Here is an 18,366-nt window from a genome sequence, read left to right on the forward strand (position 1 = left end):
GCTTACTTCCCGTTTTGAGCCGTCACATACCCCAACACATCTGCAGCATATAAAGCCTGATCCAGATTAGCTTTGAACTGGGTCTGAGTTGCACCAGGTATTAATTGCATCAGGTTATAAGCCAGACTTTCAGGGCTATCAGACTTGAATATTAATTCCTTGACCTGATCTGGTTTCAGTAACTGAAATTCATCTTGGCCATCAGTCAGTTCTTCAACTTCTTGCTGTTCCGGTGAGAGCTTATTTGCTGTCGCCTTGAAGTTGAATGCCTGGCGAGGTAATGCAGTGAATTGATTGAAGCCAGTTTGAGGCTGTTCAATCACATCACCATCTTCCAGACCATATTCACGCTTAAAGTATTGTGGCGTTAAGACTGCACCAGCATTTTTAAGCTTCACATCACGATCCGCTTTAGGCTCTTCCAGTGATTTCTCTTCACCAATGATGACCCGATGACGTTCCCAGCCATTGAGATCACATAACGCGTTAATAATGGCTTGAATCGTTGGCATGATCATTCGTACATCAGCTTTATACTTTGAGTTTTGCACTTCAAGATGCACATCACCTAAAGCTCGCGAACCTGCGCCATCGGTACCACTGGTTAGAGTTTGACCCAGAATCACCTTTTGAATACGGCGCTCAAGGTTCTTGTCGAAGGCTTCGAAAGTCTGTGATGCGTTGCCATTGGTATTGGCTGTTTGGATTTCTACCGAATCTGTTCCACTTAAAGCAATCACTGAGCTTGCATGCGCTCTAAGTAGCGCATCACGCATATCTGTCGTCTTGCCGGCAGTTTTACCAACCAGCATTGGCAAGCCAAACTTTTCAACAAACTTAGCCCAGAACTTAAAGCCAGACGTTTTGAAGAACCAGACCCAGTACAGTCGACTTAAAAGAGCCTCACCTAATGGATTCTCATAAGTAGATTTACAACGTGTCAAAAAGTGTTTGAAGCGCTGGTCTACTTCCTGATGCTGTCGAGTCGTGTTGTAGTTAGCCAGCAGCATCAGACGACCATCATTCTTAGGCTCATACCATTGCATTGGCTTTTCACCAATCCACTTAAAACCAATAAACGGCGTAATGGTATTGCCATCAATATGTAGGCTCGGTTCCTCAGGCTTGGTATAGATTGCCTCTAATACAGAATATCCGTACCAGCGAGCATTCTGCGCACCCAAGAGAATCTCAGACCACCACTCACGTAAATGCTCCATAATGATTTTAGATTCCGGTCGGTCCATCGGCTCTACACGCCATGATGCGCTCTCAAGTTTATCCTGGCGTTTTTCAATGGCCTGATAAATCTCATCGTCATACATCATGACTTTTAAACGTGGGCGGGTAACGCCAGCTTTTCGCAGCACTTCATCGCCGTCTGGCATCTTGGTCAGATAACTGATTAAAGCCTGTTCAGCTTCATGAGAATACAGTGCACCAGCTTCAGGTTTTGCATTCTCAGGTTTTTTCCTTTTCTTAGACATAACTTAACCTTATGCAGCCGGAGGGCTGTAATTAATCGCAATTACTGCATCTTCAATCGCATCAATCAGCGTATCTACTTGGTCATCATGATCATGGGTAAATGCCGCATTGAATGCTTCACATTCTTCAAAGAATTCACCGACCCAATGAGCATCTTTAGGTACCATCACAAAACGATCTTCCGGTTTATCCTTATAGTTTGCTTCGAGATGGACCTGCACATCCATGAAACGGGATAGCTTGTCTGTATTACGTTGGACTGGAATCACAGCGACACCAGAGTAAGTGCCGAGTGTTTGGATCAACTGAGTACCAGACGCTTTATCTTCTACTTTCATGTAGCGGATAGGTTTGGTATGCCAGGTGTATTCCTTGTGCTTATCCAGAAAGGCTTTAGCCTGACGATTCAGTTCTGGTGCTTCCCACTTACCGCGCAAGAGATCTAGCAAGTACAGCTTTCCATCGATCCCCATGCCTACAAGTAGGAATACGGAATAGTCATTGTGCTCTTTGGTCTTTTGAGCGGTATCGACAAGGACGGCGCGCCACTGAAGCTCTGGAATGTCTTTATAGAATCCAAACCATTCAGACTTGATTAAGTCACCGCCTAATTTCTTAGGCTGCTGCATGTACTGACTAGAGAATGTATAACGGGATACCGTGGCACCTTCTTTATCCTTGCCACCCTTTTCAAGTTGTAATAAGGATTGAAGCGATTCTTTCTTTGGCCAGTAACTTTGGCGGCCTTGCTCATCACGCTCAGCATCTCGCGGTACCAGCTTTTGAATATGCTTTGGCAAGGTTGCAATGTACTTATCATCAATCAGTGCTGGGATGGATATTTGAGTCCATTCACCAGGTAGATTACCTGTCATGACAAAGTTGGTTGGATCCTCAGTGTGAAGACGCTGCATGATCATGATGATCGGCGTATCAGACTTGGCCTTACGTGAGTTCACCGTATTAAGTAACTTGCGATTGGCGGCATCTCGTTTGATCTTACTGAAAGCATCTTCTGGCTTTAATGGGTCATCAATGATGATACAACCTGTAAAGCCATCATCAGCCAGTGTCCCTGCGCGCCGTCCTGTTACCTGTCCACCCATGGAGGCAACATACACATGGCCAACATCATAGTCCTCAACCGTAATCTTCCATTCTTTCTTGGAGTCAGTACTATTGGAGACCGTTAAATCCCACATCAATCGATAGTCTTTCGACTTCACAATGTCACGCGCTGTATCTGATACGCCTTCGACCAGTGACTGAGAAAAAGATAGATACAAGAATCGAGATCGTGCATTTAAAGCCAGTCCACGTGGAATTAGGTTGGTTGTCAGTTCAGTCTTACCAGCACCTGGTGGAACATTAATGACGACGTTTGCTATCTCACCCGCAATTACCTGATCAATAATCCATGAGATATAAACATGGTGCCAATTCACCGTGAATTTAAAACCCATACGGGGCTTAAAGAATCGCCGGGTGAAATATAAATGCTCATCTTCACACAGCTTTTTTTCAACCTGTGTTTGCAGATCCATTTAATATTCCTCTTGGGCCTTCTTCACTGCAGCTTCAACTTGTTCTTGAGTGGCATGAACAACTGTTGTCTGTAATGCTTCACCATCTTTACCAGTAATTTCTTGTCGGTTAGTGAATTGACCACCTACATCCTTAGCAGCCTGTTCAAGAATCTTAAGAGCTAATTTTGCATTCTTGGTTTTTTCAAGTTGCTTCTGATATTGCTTAAGCCGGTAATACTTACTGGCAATTGGAATATCTATCAAACCTTCATCAAATTTCTTACGAGTCTGATTGAATAGATCTGCAAGTTTTTTCCCGAGATTGCGACCTGCATATTTAGTCGGGTCATAGTTTTCACACTGACGACGATCGATTTCGATGTTGAACTCTTGCTTGACCAACTCCGCAACTTCTTGAGGGGTATCACGGCATGCAAGAGCTTGAACAATAAATATTTTTACAGGCTCTTTAAGTGCTGCCATAAATCCCCCTTTTGTCATGCTACGTCATGCAAAGTAGGCAAAAAAATTTAACCGATGACACAGTTCCCACAACACGCAGCAATACTTGTTTCAGATACAAACGGCGCATTCTTGGCAATTTCAACGAGACGTTTCACCGAGTCATCAGCTCCCCATCGTTTAGTCTCACCAAAGAACACTTCAACGTCATGGCCAGCTAAGTAATGTTTAGGTAGTCCGGTCATATCGCTATAAATGATTTCACCATCTTCATCGCGCTCTACACCGATGTGATACAACTCATGTTCTATTAGCCGGCAGAAATCGCGATCTGTAGCCTGTTCACAATAAGTAGCATCTACAGTAATGAGATATTGAGGTACGAATCCAAACCAGTCACGCATCTGTTGTTCCTGGCGTGCTTTCTTCCAGCCACCCACGTTAAACATGACCTTTTCACATTGACCCAATACCATACGTTTTTTCGCTAGAGCGGCAGATGAAGCCCAGGCGAATGCAAGGAACTCTTCATTGTCGTGTAGCAGCTCGGCAATATGATCATGATCCGGGTTATGTAATTCACCACCTAAAGTAAGCCAATTCTTTACGACCCATTCTTTAAGCTCTGGTGCAGGTGCCAAGCGAATAGCTTCCTCTGCCTCGGCCTGATCAATCAGATCTGTCGGTGGGAATGGTCTGAACTGTTCCATAAGATGCCTTTAAATTTCTAAGCCACTGTATAGCCCTGTTGGATGATGAGATATCAGATACTTCAAAGCGTATATACCGATATCCCATTTCTTCAGCATGGTCATAACGATCAATGCTCCATGCTTTAGTAGCCAGCTTACCCTTACGGCCACCAGACCACGGACCACCCGCTATTTCAATCAATGTGAGATAACCAACCAGGTGCAAATCGAAACGCCAGTGCTTAGTGCTTTTAAAATGAAAATATTCTTCGTACTTGATTTCCATCCGATCAAGAATTTCTTTGAGTCGATCGAATGCTTCTAAGTATTTCTCACTGGCTTTAGGTAATGGTCTGTTGCGAGGTTTATTTTTGATTGGGCCTTTATCGGTTAATTTTTTATAGTGTTTTGGATCCATGATCTGCACCCAACAAAAAACCTCCCAGAGGAGGTTTTAGTCTCATAATCTTAAAAACTATAATCATTCGGCTGTTGCCCTGATATTGCCTTTGCTAGAGCCATACTTGTAGAAACACCAAATTCTTTCTTGGGAACTGTTGATCCGTAATTTCGACAAATAAAGTCATAACAATTATCGAATGTATTTTCGAGACCACTCTTTTGCAGGTGCTCTTTATACTTTGCCGCCAACATCTGTTTATTCTGATTATTCCAATATAAATCGTTCGGTGCACTCATTAGGCTCTAAACCTTTTTAATTAATAAGCACACAGTATAAGCATTTTGGATTGCTTTTATTTAATTGGATTCCCATGTCCACTTCAAATTATCTAACATCACGAATAAAGCGCCGTACGCAAATTCTTAATACGCTCTTTCAGCTTAATCATGATGCCGTCAATTGCCAGCAGCTCATTACGCGTCAATCCTGATCGACTGAGATTCTGATACTTAGACAGCTCAGCACTGCAAAATTCTAAGTCCTGTTTAGCTTGTACTTTGTCTGTCATAAACATCACCAGTCTTGTTCTTCTTTATCGAGCTTCTTTACTTCAATGCATTTATAAGTTTTTTCACCAACGAAAAATCCACCAAGTCGCTCACATTCATTTGCTACGTAGATATGTGTATACCAGCTGCAAATAATCCAAGCCACGATAAAACCAAGTAAGAATTGCCACACATTCACCACCAATAAGAAAAGAAAACCCCTCAACATCTAGAATGCGAGGGGCTTTGATTGCCGCAATACGTTCGGCGATTTAAGACAGATGACTATATCTCAGAGTTCCAAATGTCATTTTCAATTTTTTCAAAGATTTCAGGTATATCAGATCCATCACCTGATACATTGCAATTCTGGCATTCGCAATAAAAAGAAGTATCAGAGACCTTATATATATTCATTGCCTTAATTCGGCAAATAGGGCAACCATCCTCACGATAAATCGGCTTGGATTTAGCATTCTCAATAAAGTCTGCCTTTTCTTTATCCAGTCTCTCTGCTTCCGCATTTAGTTCTTCTAGTTTTGCATTTTCCTCAGCCAATTCTGCTTTTGTCAGATTGCCACCCCTTAAATTCGGACGAATTAAAGACCTCACCTCAGAATCTGGGTGTTTATTAAAATTTGCAGGATTTTCCCCAGGAAACTGCTCAAAATATTCCGACCACTCACCCATGATTACTTTCTCATTTTATATTTTTAGAGAATATATCATAATCAATAATTCATCAGTAAGTTAATAAAATCTCTTATTTTTAATTTGTTTTCTCAACTTCTTTCAAACAATCCTGACACACTTTGATTTCTTCATCATCAATCGTGTAGTCAATCTTAGTCGCACCGTGGAAGCCAAATAAACACATCAGTAATCTAAGCATGATTTTACTCCTGGACAATCAAGCAATCATGTCGCAAGAAATGTCAGTTATTTTCACTTATAAAACATGAATTTATAATATTAATTGCTGAAATAATGTCATTAACTTTGTCGAACTAAGCAAGATTCCTTCCTGGTTAATCAAGCATTTTAATTTGGTATGATTACACTAATATTTCTCAGGGCAATAAAAAAGCCCACCATTTGGCGAGCTTTCCTGGATGCTTAAACCTATTTTTGACATTTCACGTTAAACTGGTATTCGTCTTGAGTGACCTTAATTTTAATATTTTTATATTTTCGTTTGTTTGGATCCATTGCCGAGCCAGCCACTTCCTCAAAAAAGCTACGATCATTCATTAGCTCGCCATACGCTTTATAGCCTAATAAAATCTTTTCAGGCTTTTTACCTTCAGCCACTAATTTACCGAGAGTATCTTCTAGTTTTTTAACAGTTAAAATCGCCATTTCAATTAGAGCTCAAAAACAAAAAGACATTATCACTTAATTTTATGAATAAATAATGTCAAAAAAGCCCACCATTTGGCGAGCTTTTAAATCAATCTAGTGCTTTAACGTACACTTCGATCACTATATCACGAATATCGCATACCCCGTGCGCACAGTCAAACGGTTTTTTTAAACATATCAAAAGTTAAGTGAGGATAGCGACACTTCACAAATGCCAGTCCACACTTCAGGTCTTGGCGGATCTGGAGTACAGAGGTATCGTTGCTTTCAGCGATATCACGTAATGAATTGCCCATCACGTAATGTGACCAAAGTGCAGATACCCATTCCTGAACAATTTCATCTTCAATAGTTTTTAATTCAATAATTACTCGCTGAATTGCACGCGCTTCATTGTCATCAATCTGACAGCGAATGCCACGGCGCTGAGTGCATAAGCGATCCTTAAGCGTTTTATCACTCATGTACATTGCTAGAAGACGTTCACGCTGTTCCTGGGTAATTCGTCGAGTAGGCATAGTTTTCACCATGACCACCATGGTTTCAGTATCCCCATTCATCCAAGCCCCAAACTGACGAAACCAATCCTCAGCACTAAACTTAGTCCAATCCATTGCCTGCATAATCGTTACTGCTGCATTCATCGTATTTCCCCTACCATCTTCTCTATCTGCTGGATCGCGTGACCTGACTTCACTTGATCTGTACTAAACCGTATTACCTGAAAACCCATCATTGTTGCTGCGTTATACTTTTCCATATCCCCAAGGTAGCCTTTACCCCTTGTGTGCCTTCCTCCGCTCCAGATCCCGCCTTCAACCTCTACCAAAATCTTTTTATCTATTAAGTGAAAATCTGCTCTCCACTGACGATCAGGATGAAAATAAAACTCCTGCTCAAACTTAATTTTTAATGTCTTTAGTTCTCTAGCCAGCTTCGCTTCAAACTCATTCGGTACTTTTTCGCCTTTGACCTTAGGGCGTGTGGAGCGCCCTTTTGGTCTGGTGGCTTTCACCATTTTTTTGTATTCAGCGATTGAGTAGCTGGTCATGTATTACCCTTACCATGCACCCCAAATAACTGTTTGGTCCTTTCAGTTGGTCTATAAGTCCAGACCGATGTCTTTTCCAAATAACCACTATCTACCAAGTCTTTTAAGCAAGCCCGAATGGTGTCCCTTGTGCTGTTCAGTACATTCTCAATAATGTTGCTTACAGTCACATCCTTGGTTGCATAAGCTGAATAGACCAGGATATCCATTCTCTTTTCAAAACATGATCTAGACCGGCTTACGCTCACCCAATCCACGGTTTTATTATCGTTTTGGTCTTTCACACCCCACCTCCCAACTGCTCACGAATAACCCTAGGTACCTTCACCCCATCCACTTCACACTTCTCCAAGTACGACTCAGGATTTTCAAAAGGATCTGGCCATGGATCAGCTATTGGAGTTGGCTTCACCTGTAGACGCTGTGGTACTGGCACATGACGGTTTTTTACATTCATGCGCTTTTTAAGTTCTTCAAGCGCTTGCTGAGCTACTTCGTTTGGAACAGGTTGATGATCTATCTCATCAGGCTGCTTTGGTTCAGACAGCTGTTTAACCGCTTTCAGCTTCTCATCAGGCTCACCACGCTCTTTGGCTTCTGCGATCAGTCGCTTATACACACTGCAATACACGTTATGCACAGTATCGGTAGGCTTTAAGCTGCCATATGGACCAACCACTGCATAGAATGCTTCCCGGGCAATGCGATTGATGCGACAAACACGGTTTGATTTCTCATAGTTCAGAGCTTGCAGCCATGCTTCATCCGGAGTCTGATATTCATAAACACCTTTGCACCAGTTTTTGAACTCAGGAATCGATGGTGGCCATTCAGCTGTATCTAGGCGTTTCAATCCACGTAGGAACTGCTCATAAGTCAGCTCAGAAAGCTTTTCGACAAACTTCTCAATCACCTGGCTTTTTTTCAAACCTGACCACTGATCCGTGAACTTCTTGCCATACATCAGAAGCATGTCTTCAACCAGCTTACGTGCATCCGTTTCACTGAATTGCTGTACAGCGTGAGTGGTTTGTTGTTGAGATAATTCATTACGCATATTTCACACCCTCCACTTCATGCACATCACGCATTGCTGGCTGATCATTGCTGCCAATTTCAGACATCCAGTCGCTGACTTCGTTTTGAGTACGGCTTGCTGCACCTGAAAAAGATTTTGGTTTTTGAGGTTGAGACTTAGCTTCACGCTGACGGCGTACTTCGTCTTTGTTGTTTTGAATCCAGGTAAACCATTTCACCAGCCATAGGCTTGGAGTGTTTTTGCTATCGGCCTTCGCTGAGAAGAAATCACCGAAGTTAGTAAACATAGAAATCAGATCCTGTTCTGGTAGTTCAGGATTGCGTTGTTTTCCAAGTTCAATGAAATCGTAATGAATTGGATACACGTTCACGCATTCAAGAATTGAATACCGTTTGTGATCCTCAGGTTGATATTGAGAAAACTGAATTGGTGGTAAAGGAAAATCTTGCTCACGCGTATTACTACTACCACTATAATTATTGGTTACTGGTTCTTGGTTTATGGTTAATGGTTTATGGTTTATGGTTGGTTGCTCGTCCGTTAAATTCTCGTTCAACGCGGCTTCAACGGTCGTTGAATTTTCGTTTGACTGATCTTCAACGTCCGTTGAACTATTGTCATTCGATTGTTTAGCATTTGATGAACCACCATTCGGGTCTTGTCGCTTTTTCTCTGCACGTTTTTTTGCAGATGCTTTTCCAGCCTCACTGGCTTGCTTACGCTTACCATGAAATTCAGCAATTTCACGTTCACAACGATTATTGATATAAGCTCCATCCTGAAGAGTAAAAAACTCCTCAAGAACATATTTCAAAGCCGCTGTCTGATCTTCAGTTGCACATTGTAGACGACGGGCCAAACGCTCTAAATTGGAAGCATCAATTGGCTTTTCAGTGTCGTAATACATATCCAGGAGATCACGGTAGATTGCACGCTCAACCAAGCTCAAGTGGCGAGTCGCATTGTTGAAATCCCCAATATGATGTTGGTAATAATTCATAACTTTTCTTCCACTTTGAGGTATGCGCCAATGCTCTGGCCTTCACGTTTAAGCTCTTCGAACATGTCATCCAAACCAAATTGATTGGCACGATTAATCAAATATTGAATAGTTGGACCATGCAGCTTTGTTAAATGAGCGTGAATATCATGTTCAGCCAATGCTTTAGCGATCTCATCAAGCTCTTCTTTTTCAGCTTCATTAATAAACTCGCGAATATCATCAAGATCGATCTCAATATCCACATCAACGTTTTTACTTACAGTGACTGTCTTTCTGAAAAATCTCATGCCGCCACCTGCTTTGTATTACGTACTTTGTTTACTAATCCAGTGATACGAGTCAGACCAAATGCAGTGACACGCATATGCAGGAACACACGTTCCTTACCATCATTGCGATTAACAATTACTGGTGACGTACGATTGGTGAAAACCTTGTTTAAGACATATTGGGCATGTGGCTGGAGCTTGCGATCTGAATCACGGTAGATCCATTTCTTATTAATCAGTAGCTGGATTAATTCAGATTCTTTAATGCCGATTGTTTTGGCACATTCACGTAAGCAATAAGTGTTAGAAGTATCAGCAATGGTCTCCAGTGCCTCAGCCTTAGGTGCGAGTACTGCTACTTTTTCACTTAACTCAATATTGAGCTTGGCTTGAATTTCGATTGCTTGAAGCAGGTGTGCTGGATTTGTGATGTCAAAGCTATTTTTAGCCTTAAGCGCTTCTTCCATTGCAGTCATACGATCAAAGACTTGAGCTTGTAACTCATAGCTGTATGACATCGCCATAAGGCAGGCTTCGCGTTTTGGGAAGCGATAGCATGGATAGGTTTGTCCATTTTGTTGGTTAATGTAGGTATCCCTAAATTTTGGGAGACCCTCTAAACCCAAAACCTTCGGCACTTTTGCCATAAAGTGATCATGGCGAAGTTGCACGGGATTGGTTTCACTTTTTGCGCGATATTCATTAATGAAATCAACAATCTCAAGTGATGACATTGTTACTTCGTTTATGTTAAAATTTCCTTGTGTTAACATGTTCATAGTTTAAGTCTCCGATGATTTGAACACCGAAAAAGCCTGAGGTCTGAACTCAGGCTTTTTCTGTTTGTAGAGCTGATAAATACTTTGCACACTCGCCTTTCATGGCTTTACGCAAAGACTGAATTTTGTGTTCAATTTCTTCCAGGATGCGATCTGTCTCATCCATTTCAGCAGGTGTCACCACACCATCTTCCAGAGCAGATAAAACCTGCTTATTCGCTGCACCATTACCGACGTTCATACCAAGCAGTGATTCAAGAACACCTAGTTCGTGATCCTTGCCTTGAGCTTGATCTACTGGAACCAATACAAAACCTAATTTGTGCGCCCATACTTTTAATGGAGCTGGATTCTGTGTGTAGGTCAGCATCGCTTCAAATGCCTTTAGACTCGGCAAATGGTTTTCCATGTTTGGATTGGCATAGTTCAAAATCGTGTTGTGAGACACACCAACAACATCAGCAATCTCTTTAGGTGTAATCCCGTTTGATTGGTGAATCATCTTGTGTAGTGCGGTTTTGGTCTCTTTCGATATATCCATGTGAACACCTTGTTTACTTTCACGTTTATTAAAAACGCTAAGTTGTTGATAATTGGTTTAAGCAATTAAGGTTTCTAAATTTGCCTTTAACTTGCCTTTACTTTGAATTTGGAGAATTGCCTGGGTTGAAGCTGGAATTCCATATGAGCGCCATTTGCTAATAGCTCCGCGTGTCTTTTTTAAGATTCGCGCTAGGTCTGCGTCACTTTCAGCTCCGTAATGCTCCTTTACGTCATCGACAGTCATAATGTTTACCTTGATAAACTTAAAGTTTCCCTAAGTAAACCATAAGTTTCTTTTTAGGTCAATAATAATGTTTACCATTGGAAACAATCGTTATGGGTATTTTTGCAATGAGCAGCGTTTCTGAACGTATCTTGATAAGAATGAAGGAACTTAACCTTCAGCAAGTTGATCTAATTGAAGCTACCGGCCTAAGTAAAGGTACGGTTTCAAAGTGGATTTCAGGGGTTAATGTACCTAGTGGCAAAAGCATTACATCTCTTGCAAAAGCCCTAAAAACAACACCAGAGTGGATTTTAGATGGTGAGGGCCTTAAAAATTTAGGTGGCCCTGTAAAAGAAGAGAACGATAAAGGATTTAATAACGTTCGTTTTAATGGAAAGAAACTTACAAGGATTCCGGTATTAGATTTTGTCCAAGCTGGTATATGGCGGGAAGTTGTATACGACGGCGTTCATCCAAAAGATGAAACATATACAAGTTATGAAGGCAAAGATCCAAACGCCGTTTTTTCGTTAGAAATTGATGGCCTGAGCATGGCACCTGAGTTTATGCCAGGTGATGAAATTGTTGTAGATGCAGCCTTAGATCCAAAACCTGGTTCATTAGTCGTTGCTCAGGAAATTCAGCATGGTGTAGCAATGACTACATTTAAAAAATACCGTGTTGTTGGGGTCAATGAGCATGGGGTGGATATTATTGAGCTGGTTCCCTTAAACCCAGACTTCCCTACTTACAATTCATCTCAGATCGAAATTTCAATCATTGGTGTTGTTGTTCAACATCATAAAGATTTTAAGTATTAATCAAAAAGTAAGTCACCGGTGACTTTGTGGAAATAAAAAGCCGCTATATGCGGCTTGGATAAGGTTATTGGGTTGTATAAGGATGTTTAAAAAGTAAGTCACCGGTGACTAAAAGTCGCTATAGGCGACTTGGATAACATTGTTGAGTTGTGTGGGGATGTTTAATTATAAAGTTGTACCAACAGTATGATATTCTCCCTCTTGCATTTACATGCTTTTTTCTTTATGGAGTTACACTAATGGCTACAGCAGATCAAATTAAAATGCTTATTAAAAGCCATGGTGAAAATGACAACCAAAGGTTTTATGCTACAGCACTCCAAATTGCTGCACGCGAAGCTAGATTAGGTCACAATAAACTTGCAAATGACATAAAAAATTTAATTGAGACATATCAGTTTAAAACAACATCAAATCAAGATTTATACACTAATTATGAAACTAAAAAAGAATTAGATGGGTTATTTGACTTTTCAATGCCGCATGTTAATAAACTAAGTTTGGTACTTGAGAGTGAAACTTTAGAACGAATTAATATGATCATAACAGAGCAAAAACAAAAGAATTTACTTAAAAAATTTGAACTAAAACCTAGAAATAAAATTTTGTTTGTAGGTGCGCCTGGTACAGGAAAAACACTAACAGCTAATATTCTAGCTTCTGAGCTTAAAATTCCTTTGTATCGTGTTGTATTAGAGTCACTAATAACTAAGTTCATGGGTGAAACTGCTAGTAAACTGAGAAATATTTTTGAGTTTATGAGCAACAATATTGGTGTTTATTTATTCGATGAGTTTGATGCTATAGGCTCTCAACGTAACCTGACAAATGATGTTGGCGAAATTCGGAGAATATTAAATTCTTTCTTGATTCTTTTAGAGCAAACGAATACTGAAAGTATTATTATTGCAGCTACCAACCATCCAGAGTTGTTAGATGCTGCCCTTAATAGACGGTTTGATGACATAATTATTTTTAAAAAACCAAGTCACGATGAGGTTAAGCGTTTCATAGATTCTAAAATCAGCTTTTTGAAACACGAAACCTTAAATTGGGATGAAATAGATAAATCTTCACTAAATCTAAGTTTAGGCGATATTTCTAAAGCATTTGATGATGCGGCTAAAGAATCTATTCTTTATAATAATGGTTACTTTACAAACAAAATATTTCTTTCTTCATTAAGTAGAAGGATGAAATAAATACATAATATAGAACTTAAGTGGGAATATAATGGGTAAGAAGCGTCATATTATTTTTAATAGTGAAAACCATAATTTCAGTTATACATCTAAAAACAATGTACCCAAGCCCCCTATCCCGACTCGTAACTACGCTCTGCATGCCAATAATTTACTAATAGAGTTTTCTGAAGCTGAACACGAGTTTAATCAAAAGAAATTTGAAATTTTTCAAGATATTGGAGATATTCAACATAATGGCATTTACTTGACGATTAGTAGCTCACCTAACTTTAATCTTCCTTTAGATTCAATAGACACTAGAGATATACATTTAGCGAATGTTCAATTCAATGATTTAACTAAAATTGAAGAAGCTACCATTTTCATTCCTGATAATAAAAGAACAGCTTTTTTAAAAAAAATAAATGAATATATTAAAACCATTAGTGATGATCCAGATGTAAATCCAAGAAATAAACCTTTATTGAATAGTATTGATCATATTAAATTATCTAGTATCAAAGATTTTTGGACTGATTCAATTGAATATTTTCCTAAAGATAAACAACAAACTATTTGGTGGGAAGTTTGGATCAAAAAAATTGATGACAATCCAGAGTATACCTTTGAACAGGTAAAATCCTTCGCTGAATCAATTAATGCGGATTTAGGGAACAATTATTTAAATTTTTTTAACAATATGGTTTTCTTAATCAAATCTAATATTGCTCAATTAGAAAAATCACTCTTTCTAATGACCAATTTGCTAGAATTAAGATATGTTCCAGAAACACCTAGTTTTTTTGTAAATCTAAATAGTATTGATCAGAATGATTGGGTAAATGACTTAGTCTCACGAATATCAACAAAAAACGAGCCAACAACTTCAGTATGTATTCTAGATACCGGTGTCAATTATAATCACCCTCTACTTAAGCTAATTTGTTCAGATCAGCTATCTATATCATATAATCCATCGTGGCCTAAATATGATATAAAACCAAAAATATACGAAAGAAAGCCGTACGCGCCACATGGTTCAATGCAAGCAGGTATTGCTGGACTAGGATCTCTTCAAGAACTTTTGGAAAGCAATGATGTTATCAAAATTAATCATGTCATCGAGTCTGCACGGATACTTCCACCTCAAGGCTTTAATAAGCCTGAGCTGTACGGTGCTATAACAACCGAAACTTCTTATAAAATTGAAATTAATAATACTCATATTAAGAACCGTATCTATTCCTTAGCTATTTCTGCCAATCCTAATAACACAGGTACCCCTTCGTCATGGTCATCAGAGATTGATAGATTTTCATTTGGTGAATATAGCCAATCACCTAAGCGTCTTTTTATAATTTCAACCGGCAACAATATTGATTTAGATCCTACAGTTGGACTTTGGGATCAAGCTCATTTGGCCAAAATTGAAGATCCTGCACAAAGTTGGAATGCCATTACCGTTGGCTCTATAACAGCCTTAAGTACTATTAAAGATCCAAATTATAATAATTGGCAACCATGGAGCGAAAAAGGTGATATTTCACCTTCAACTAGAACATCTGTAAATTGGGAGTGGAGAAAGCAAGCTCCCTTAAAGCCTGAGTTTGTTCTAGAGGGCGGCAATAGAATTTTGTCACCTATCATTCCACCAGATATTACAAATCATGATGATGTATCTGTTTTGACAACTTCTGGTGATATGAACTTCCCTTTTGATAGTCATTTGGACAGTAGTGCTGCTACTGCTCTAGGTTCAAATTATGCAGCCTTAATAGCTGATAAATACCCAGCCTATTGGCCAGAAACTATTAGAGGACTTTTAATTCATTCGTGTAGGTATACTCGAGCTATTCGTGATGTTTATAAAAAATATAGAGAAAACGATAATTTACCGAAAAGCGTCGCTTTAGATACTATCCTACGAACAGTAGGCTATGGTGTTCCGAATATTGACAAGGCTTTAAATAGTTACGAAAACCATGCTCATGTTGTACTTCAAAATACCTTAAAACCCTTTAAAAAAGGGAAAGGGTCACATATTTCACTTAATGAATGGCATTTAATACAACTACCTTGGCCAATCGAGGCTCTTCGTAATATAGCGAGTTCAAATGTTGAATTGAAAATTACACTTTCATACTTCATTGAACCTAACCCACAGAATAAGGGATATAAAAGCAGATTTTCCTATCAATCCCATGGTCTACGATTCAAGTTTATCAGTCCAAACCAAACTTTAGAAAATTTCAAAGCTAGTATTAACAAAGAAGACGTATATGATGAATATAAAAATTCTGATTCAGAGTCTAAAGGTTGGCTAATGGGTGCTAATTTAAGAACCAAAGGTTCTATTCACTCAGACATTTGGAAAGGCACAGCTGCTGAGCTAATGACAATGAATACCATTGCAATTTACCCTGTGTCAGGATGGTGGAAAAGCGCAAAAGCTAAAGAAAGATGGAAAAATAAAATTCGGTATTCATTAATTATCAGTATAGATTGTAAAGAAGATATTGATATTTATTCGGCCATTATCAACAAAATAGAAAACCTAAACATTGTTGAGAATCAATCAAAAGTAACAATAAATATTTAATCAGTAAATTTAAGATCTGCTTCGCCCACCCCAGCGGTGGGTTTTCTTTTTCCCAAACTCGCTTATAATTCAAAGTCCAATAACAATAAAACTATAACTATGAAGCACATCACGTTTATCACCCTACTCTTATCTTTAGCCTTTACCGGCTGCCAAAAGCAACAAGCTGCTGATGTCGATCTGGATGCAGTGACCACTGCCCTGGAAAAGTCAGACAACATTCTCGGTGCATATATTGAAAAACTAAATTCAGAATTCACGACACAAGATGTGCGGATTAAAATTATATGCAGAGACTATCCGCATGAATATAAAAACAACTATATGCCTAATTTACTTAAGCTATCACCAGGTGAATACAGTGAGACAGTGCTTTTGGCTGATATGGATTTGGTTTTGGATCACTACAAAGAGAAAGATGCTATTCAGTGCTAAAGCTTTCTTACTTCTGAAATATTAAATCTTTATATTGGACTTAAGACCTCTCATGACCAGGTCTGTAATAACTAAGTAAAGCATCACTAACCCGCTATCCGCGGGTTTTTCTTTATGTAAGGTAAGTGTAACCTTGTCTTTAAATGTTACATTATAATAATTAGTATAAAGATACCTATGATTCAGAAATAGAAAGGTAAGTCTCAATGAAATATCTGTTAGGCGCAGCATTGTTAGGATTGGCGATTACTGGCTGTACTTCAAATCCAAAAAACGAAGTGGTACAAGAAAAAGTTGTGAGCAATACTCCGGCTGAAACTCAGGTAATTAACTTTACTGGTCCAATGGATCTTACAGTTGAATTGAAATCTTCAGATAATTTTGAAACTGCAGAAATGACAGATAATTCTGGCAAGGTTTATCACCTTAAACGAGCTATTTCAGGAAGTGGTATGCGTTTGGCCAATGATGACGGCGTTTCAATTCACTTCAAAGCTGGTGAAGGTATTGTAGAGTTTATGAAAGACAAACCTATCAGTATTACTGAATACAAAAAATAAGATTTACGCTTTAAGAGAACCCACCTTGTGTGGGTTTTCTTTTGTCTATTAAAACATAAAAGTTTCCATAAAGAATAAAAAAGTTTCTTTTAATAAACTTTTCTCTTGACTATAAAGTTTCCTTTGGTAAACTAAATTCCGTAGACAACAAAAAGCCCCAGCGTAGCCTACGACAACTACCTGGAGCGTGACCCACAACCTTACTGTGAGTGAAATTATTATGAATGCAAAATTAACTCCACACAATAGCTTCAAGGTGACTCTTGTTGCTACTGCCTTAACTGTAAGCGCATTGGCGTTTGGATGGCGTGCTGACTTTGGTGCTAGTCAAGCAGCTCCAGCTCAAAACATTCAATCTGAATACGGCATCGTATCTTTAAAAATGCTTGATGACGTACGCGGTGAAGCAATCCTGAATCTTGATGGCTTTCGTTTGGAAATCACTTCGTTTGAAGTTGCTGCACATCCAGACGATTACGGTGTACCAGGTTCCGAGTTCACCAATGTGGAAGTTGTAGAACTTGGTGAGATCAAAGTATTCGATGCAAATGGCAATTCTTATAACGACTTCACTGATTATCAGGATCACCGCGAAATCAATGCAATGATCGCTGGCTATATCATGAAACACCGTCTGGTGGAGGCTATCTAATGGATATTTCAAAGAAACGCGACCTGATGATAGCTATTGAAACTCTGTGTGTTCGTCCAGGCAATGCTACCGCTGAAACCCTGAAAGATGCTCTTAATGGCTTTCAAGAACTTATTAAGCACACCACTGAAAATCAAATCGTTGTGGTGTATGCGGTGGGAGGCAAGTCATGATCTTAAATTCTCCTGAACAAATCTTTGCTGCACTGAGCAAAGGCCAGCCGGTGATGTGGTGTGAAGAAGGTAGCCAAAACTGGTCACCCTTAAACAGCCAGGCACAAGTTAATTTTTCTGATCTGTACTCAGGCTTTCTGCAGTTCAAAACTGAAGAGCTGCCTATTTTCAAGCTACCGATTGAGTCTGCAGTCTATGCAAAACAGGCTCGATACTTTGTTGAGTTCGTACATCACCTGCATGGTTTTGAGGTGTACCGCGTTGGCAAGGAAAACCGATTCAGTTACTACGCCGTCCGGGTTAATGGTAACCGCCCTTCTACACGTGACTACTTTGCCAATCTGGATATTTTCCGTATTGGCAATACCAGCGGTGTTTTGCAAAGCGTTGATAAGTTGACGTTACACGCCTCGATTAAGAGCGGGATTGAACGTGCCCGTTCTGTGAAACGCAATGCTCAATACAACCAGGTATTAGAAAGCACCGGTCATTTTGCTACTGAAGCATACAGTGACTTTAAGCGCAAAAACCGTCAGCCGGGAGTACGTTGA

At 39.5% G+C, this 18,366-nt stretch carries 27 protein-coding genes; 8 read left to right on the forward strand and 19 right to left on the reverse strand.

Translation table 11 applies throughout. The features are described from left to right. Positions 1-2 precede the first annotated feature (2 nt). The 19 genes from FTU03_RS01980 to FTU03_RS02065 all read right to left on the reverse strand — a co-directional run bounded on the left by FTU03_RS01980 (position 3) and on the right by FTU03_RS02065 (position 11,409). Positions 3-1,487 carry a DUF935 family protein gene (locus tag FTU03_RS01980; protein ID WP_179992504.1) on the reverse strand — a complete coding sequence of 495 codons (1,485 nt, stop codon included), beginning with the start codon at positions 1,485-1,487 and terminating at the stop codon, positions 3-5. Positions 1,488-1,496: 9 nt separating this feature from the next. Continuing rightward, complete coding sequence (gene terL / locus FTU03_RS01985) at positions 1,497-3,032, reverse strand: phage terminase large subunit (RefSeq protein WP_179992503.1); 1,536 nt, start codon at positions 3,030-3,032, stop codon at positions 1,497-1,499. Beyond that, on the reverse strand, positions 3,033-3,497 hold the full coding sequence (locus tag FTU03_RS01990) for a DUF2280 domain-containing protein (RefSeq protein ID WP_005236588.1): 465 nt from the start codon (positions 3,495-3,497) through the stop codon (positions 3,033-3,035). A 47-nt stretch (positions 3,498-3,544) separates the two neighbouring features. After that, positions 3,545-4,186: a putative metallopeptidase gene (locus FTU03_RS01995; RefSeq protein ID WP_179992502.1), complete on the reverse strand. Its 642-nt coding sequence runs from the start codon at positions 4,184-4,186 to the stop codon at positions 3,545-3,547. Then, a complete protein-coding gene (locus FTU03_RS02000) occupies positions 4,146-4,586 on the reverse strand; it encodes a hypothetical protein (protein ID WP_179992501.1) in 441 nt (146 codons plus the stop codon). The genes FTU03_RS01995 and FTU03_RS02000 overlap by 41 nt, the downstream gene beginning before the upstream one ends. Before the next feature lie 50 nt (positions 4,587-4,636). After that, positions 4,637-4,867 carry a hypothetical protein gene (locus FTU03_RS02005; protein WP_179992500.1) on the reverse strand — a complete coding sequence of 77 codons (231 nt, stop codon included), beginning with the start codon at positions 4,865-4,867 and terminating at the stop codon, positions 4,637-4,639. Positions 4,868-4,965: 98 nt separating this feature from the next. Beyond that, positions 4,966-5,139, reverse strand: a complete 174-nt coding sequence (locus FTU03_RS02010) for a hypothetical protein (protein WP_179992499.1) — start codon at positions 5,137-5,139, stop codon at positions 4,966-4,968. Between the two features lie 265 nt (positions 5,140-5,404). Next, positions 5,405-5,809 (reverse strand): hypothetical protein, encoded by a 405-nt coding sequence (locus FTU03_RS02015; protein ID WP_179992498.1) that lies wholly within the window; start codon positions 5,807-5,809, stop codon positions 5,405-5,407. 79 nt (positions 5,810-5,888) lie between these two features. Then, positions 5,889-6,011, reverse strand: coding sequence for a hypothetical protein (locus FTU03_RS16145; RefSeq protein ID WP_257225590.1), 123 nt, complete (start codon positions 6,009-6,011; stop codon positions 5,889-5,891). Positions 6,012-6,241: 230 nt separating this feature from the next. Beyond that, positions 6,242-6,478 (reverse strand): hypothetical protein, encoded by a 237-nt coding sequence (locus tag FTU03_RS02020; protein ID WP_005262234.1) that lies wholly within the window; start codon positions 6,476-6,478, stop codon positions 6,242-6,244. A gap of 158 nt (positions 6,479-6,636) precedes the next feature. Beyond that, positions 6,637-7,125: an antiterminator Q family protein gene (locus FTU03_RS02025; protein WP_179992497.1), complete on the reverse strand. Its 489-nt coding sequence runs from the start codon at positions 7,123-7,125 to the stop codon at positions 6,637-6,639. Further along, positions 7,122-7,532: a DUF559 domain-containing protein gene (locus tag FTU03_RS02030; RefSeq protein ID WP_179992496.1), complete on the reverse strand. Its 411-nt coding sequence runs from the start codon at positions 7,530-7,532 to the stop codon at positions 7,122-7,124. Before FTU03_RS02030 ends, FTU03_RS02025 begins: the two co-directional genes overlap by 4 nt. Then, a complete protein-coding gene (locus tag FTU03_RS02035; RefSeq protein WP_179992495.1) occupies positions 7,529-7,741 on the reverse strand; it encodes a hypothetical protein in 213 nt (70 codons plus the stop codon). Before FTU03_RS02035 ends, FTU03_RS02030 begins: the two co-directional genes overlap by 4 nt. Before the next feature lie 71 nt (positions 7,742-7,812). After that, entirely contained in the window at positions 7,813-8,589 is a 777-nt protein-coding gene (locus FTU03_RS02040; protein ID WP_179992494.1) for a hypothetical protein, read from the reverse strand. Then, positions 8,582-9,571: a YdaU family protein gene (locus FTU03_RS02045; protein ID WP_179992493.1), complete on the reverse strand. Its 990-nt coding sequence runs from the start codon at positions 9,569-9,571 to the stop codon at positions 8,582-8,584. The genes FTU03_RS02040 and FTU03_RS02045 overlap by 8 nt, the downstream gene beginning before the upstream one ends. Continuing rightward, positions 9,568-9,861 carry a hypothetical protein gene (locus FTU03_RS02050; protein ID WP_218948171.1) on the reverse strand — a complete coding sequence of 98 codons (294 nt, stop codon included), beginning with the start codon at positions 9,859-9,861 and terminating at the stop codon, positions 9,568-9,570. Before FTU03_RS02050 ends, FTU03_RS02045 begins: the two co-directional genes overlap by 4 nt. Next, complete coding sequence (locus tag FTU03_RS02055; RefSeq protein ID WP_005236615.1) at positions 9,858-10,622, reverse strand: phage antirepressor KilAC domain-containing protein; 765 nt, start codon at positions 10,620-10,622, stop codon at positions 9,858-9,860. The genes FTU03_RS02050 and FTU03_RS02055 overlap by 4 nt, the downstream gene beginning before the upstream one ends. A 49-nt stretch (positions 10,623-10,671) precedes the next feature. Further along, positions 10,672-11,163, reverse strand: coding sequence for a phage regulatory CII family protein (locus FTU03_RS02060; protein WP_179992492.1), 492 nt, complete (start codon positions 11,161-11,163; stop codon positions 10,672-10,674). Positions 11,164-11,220: 57 nt separating this feature from the next. Then, positions 11,221-11,409 (reverse strand): hypothetical protein, encoded by a 189-nt coding sequence (locus FTU03_RS02065; protein ID WP_179992491.1) that lies wholly within the window; start codon positions 11,407-11,409, stop codon positions 11,221-11,223. A 92-nt stretch (positions 11,410-11,501) separates the two neighbouring features. Between FTU03_RS02065 and FTU03_RS02070 the strand changes: the two genes are divergently transcribed. The 8 genes from FTU03_RS02070 to FTU03_RS02105 all read left to right on the forward strand — a co-directional run bounded on the left by FTU03_RS02070 (position 11,502) and on the right by FTU03_RS02105 (position 18,366). Next, entirely contained in the window at positions 11,502-12,212 is a 711-nt protein-coding gene (locus FTU03_RS02070) for a LexA family transcriptional regulator (RefSeq protein ID WP_179992490.1), read from the forward strand. Between the two features lie 239 nt (positions 12,213-12,451). After that, positions 12,452-13,414, forward strand: a complete 963-nt coding sequence (locus tag FTU03_RS02075; RefSeq protein ID WP_179992489.1) for an AAA family ATPase — start codon at positions 12,452-12,454, stop codon at positions 13,412-13,414. A 31-nt stretch (positions 13,415-13,445) separates the two neighbouring features. Further along, positions 13,446-15,995 carry a S8 family peptidase gene (locus FTU03_RS02080; RefSeq protein WP_179992488.1) on the forward strand — a complete coding sequence of 850 codons (2,550 nt, stop codon included), beginning with the start codon at positions 13,446-13,448 and terminating at the stop codon, positions 15,993-15,995. A gap of 99 nt (positions 15,996-16,094) precedes the next feature. After that, positions 16,095-16,430 (forward strand): hypothetical protein, encoded by a 336-nt coding sequence (locus FTU03_RS02085; protein ID WP_179992487.1) that lies wholly within the window; start codon positions 16,095-16,097, stop codon positions 16,428-16,430. A gap of 206 nt (positions 16,431-16,636) precedes the next feature. Further along, the gene (locus FTU03_RS02090) at positions 16,637-16,990 is read left to right on the forward strand and encodes a hypothetical protein (RefSeq protein ID WP_005104451.1); all 354 of its coding nucleotides are present in this window, start codon (positions 16,637-16,639) and stop codon (positions 16,988-16,990) included. A 187-nt stretch (positions 16,991-17,177) separates the two neighbouring features. Then, on the forward strand, positions 17,178-17,642 hold the full coding sequence (locus tag FTU03_RS02095) for a hypothetical protein (RefSeq protein WP_373684484.1): 465 nt from the start codon (positions 17,178-17,180) through the stop codon (positions 17,640-17,642). Continuing rightward, the gene (locus FTU03_RS02100) at positions 17,642-17,815 is read left to right on the forward strand and encodes a hypothetical protein (protein ID WP_179992486.1); all 174 of its coding nucleotides are present in this window, start codon (positions 17,642-17,644) and stop codon (positions 17,813-17,815) included. The genes FTU03_RS02095 and FTU03_RS02100 overlap by 1 nt, the downstream gene beginning before the upstream one ends. After that, a complete protein-coding gene (locus tag FTU03_RS02105; RefSeq protein WP_179992485.1) occupies positions 17,812-18,366 on the forward strand; it encodes a hypothetical protein in 555 nt (184 codons plus the stop codon). Before FTU03_RS02100 ends, FTU03_RS02105 begins: the two co-directional genes overlap by 4 nt.

Source organism: Acinetobacter sp. YH12046 (genome assembly GCF_013419905.1).
Lineage (GTDB): Bacteria > Pseudomonadota > Gammaproteobacteria > Pseudomonadales > Moraxellaceae > Acinetobacter.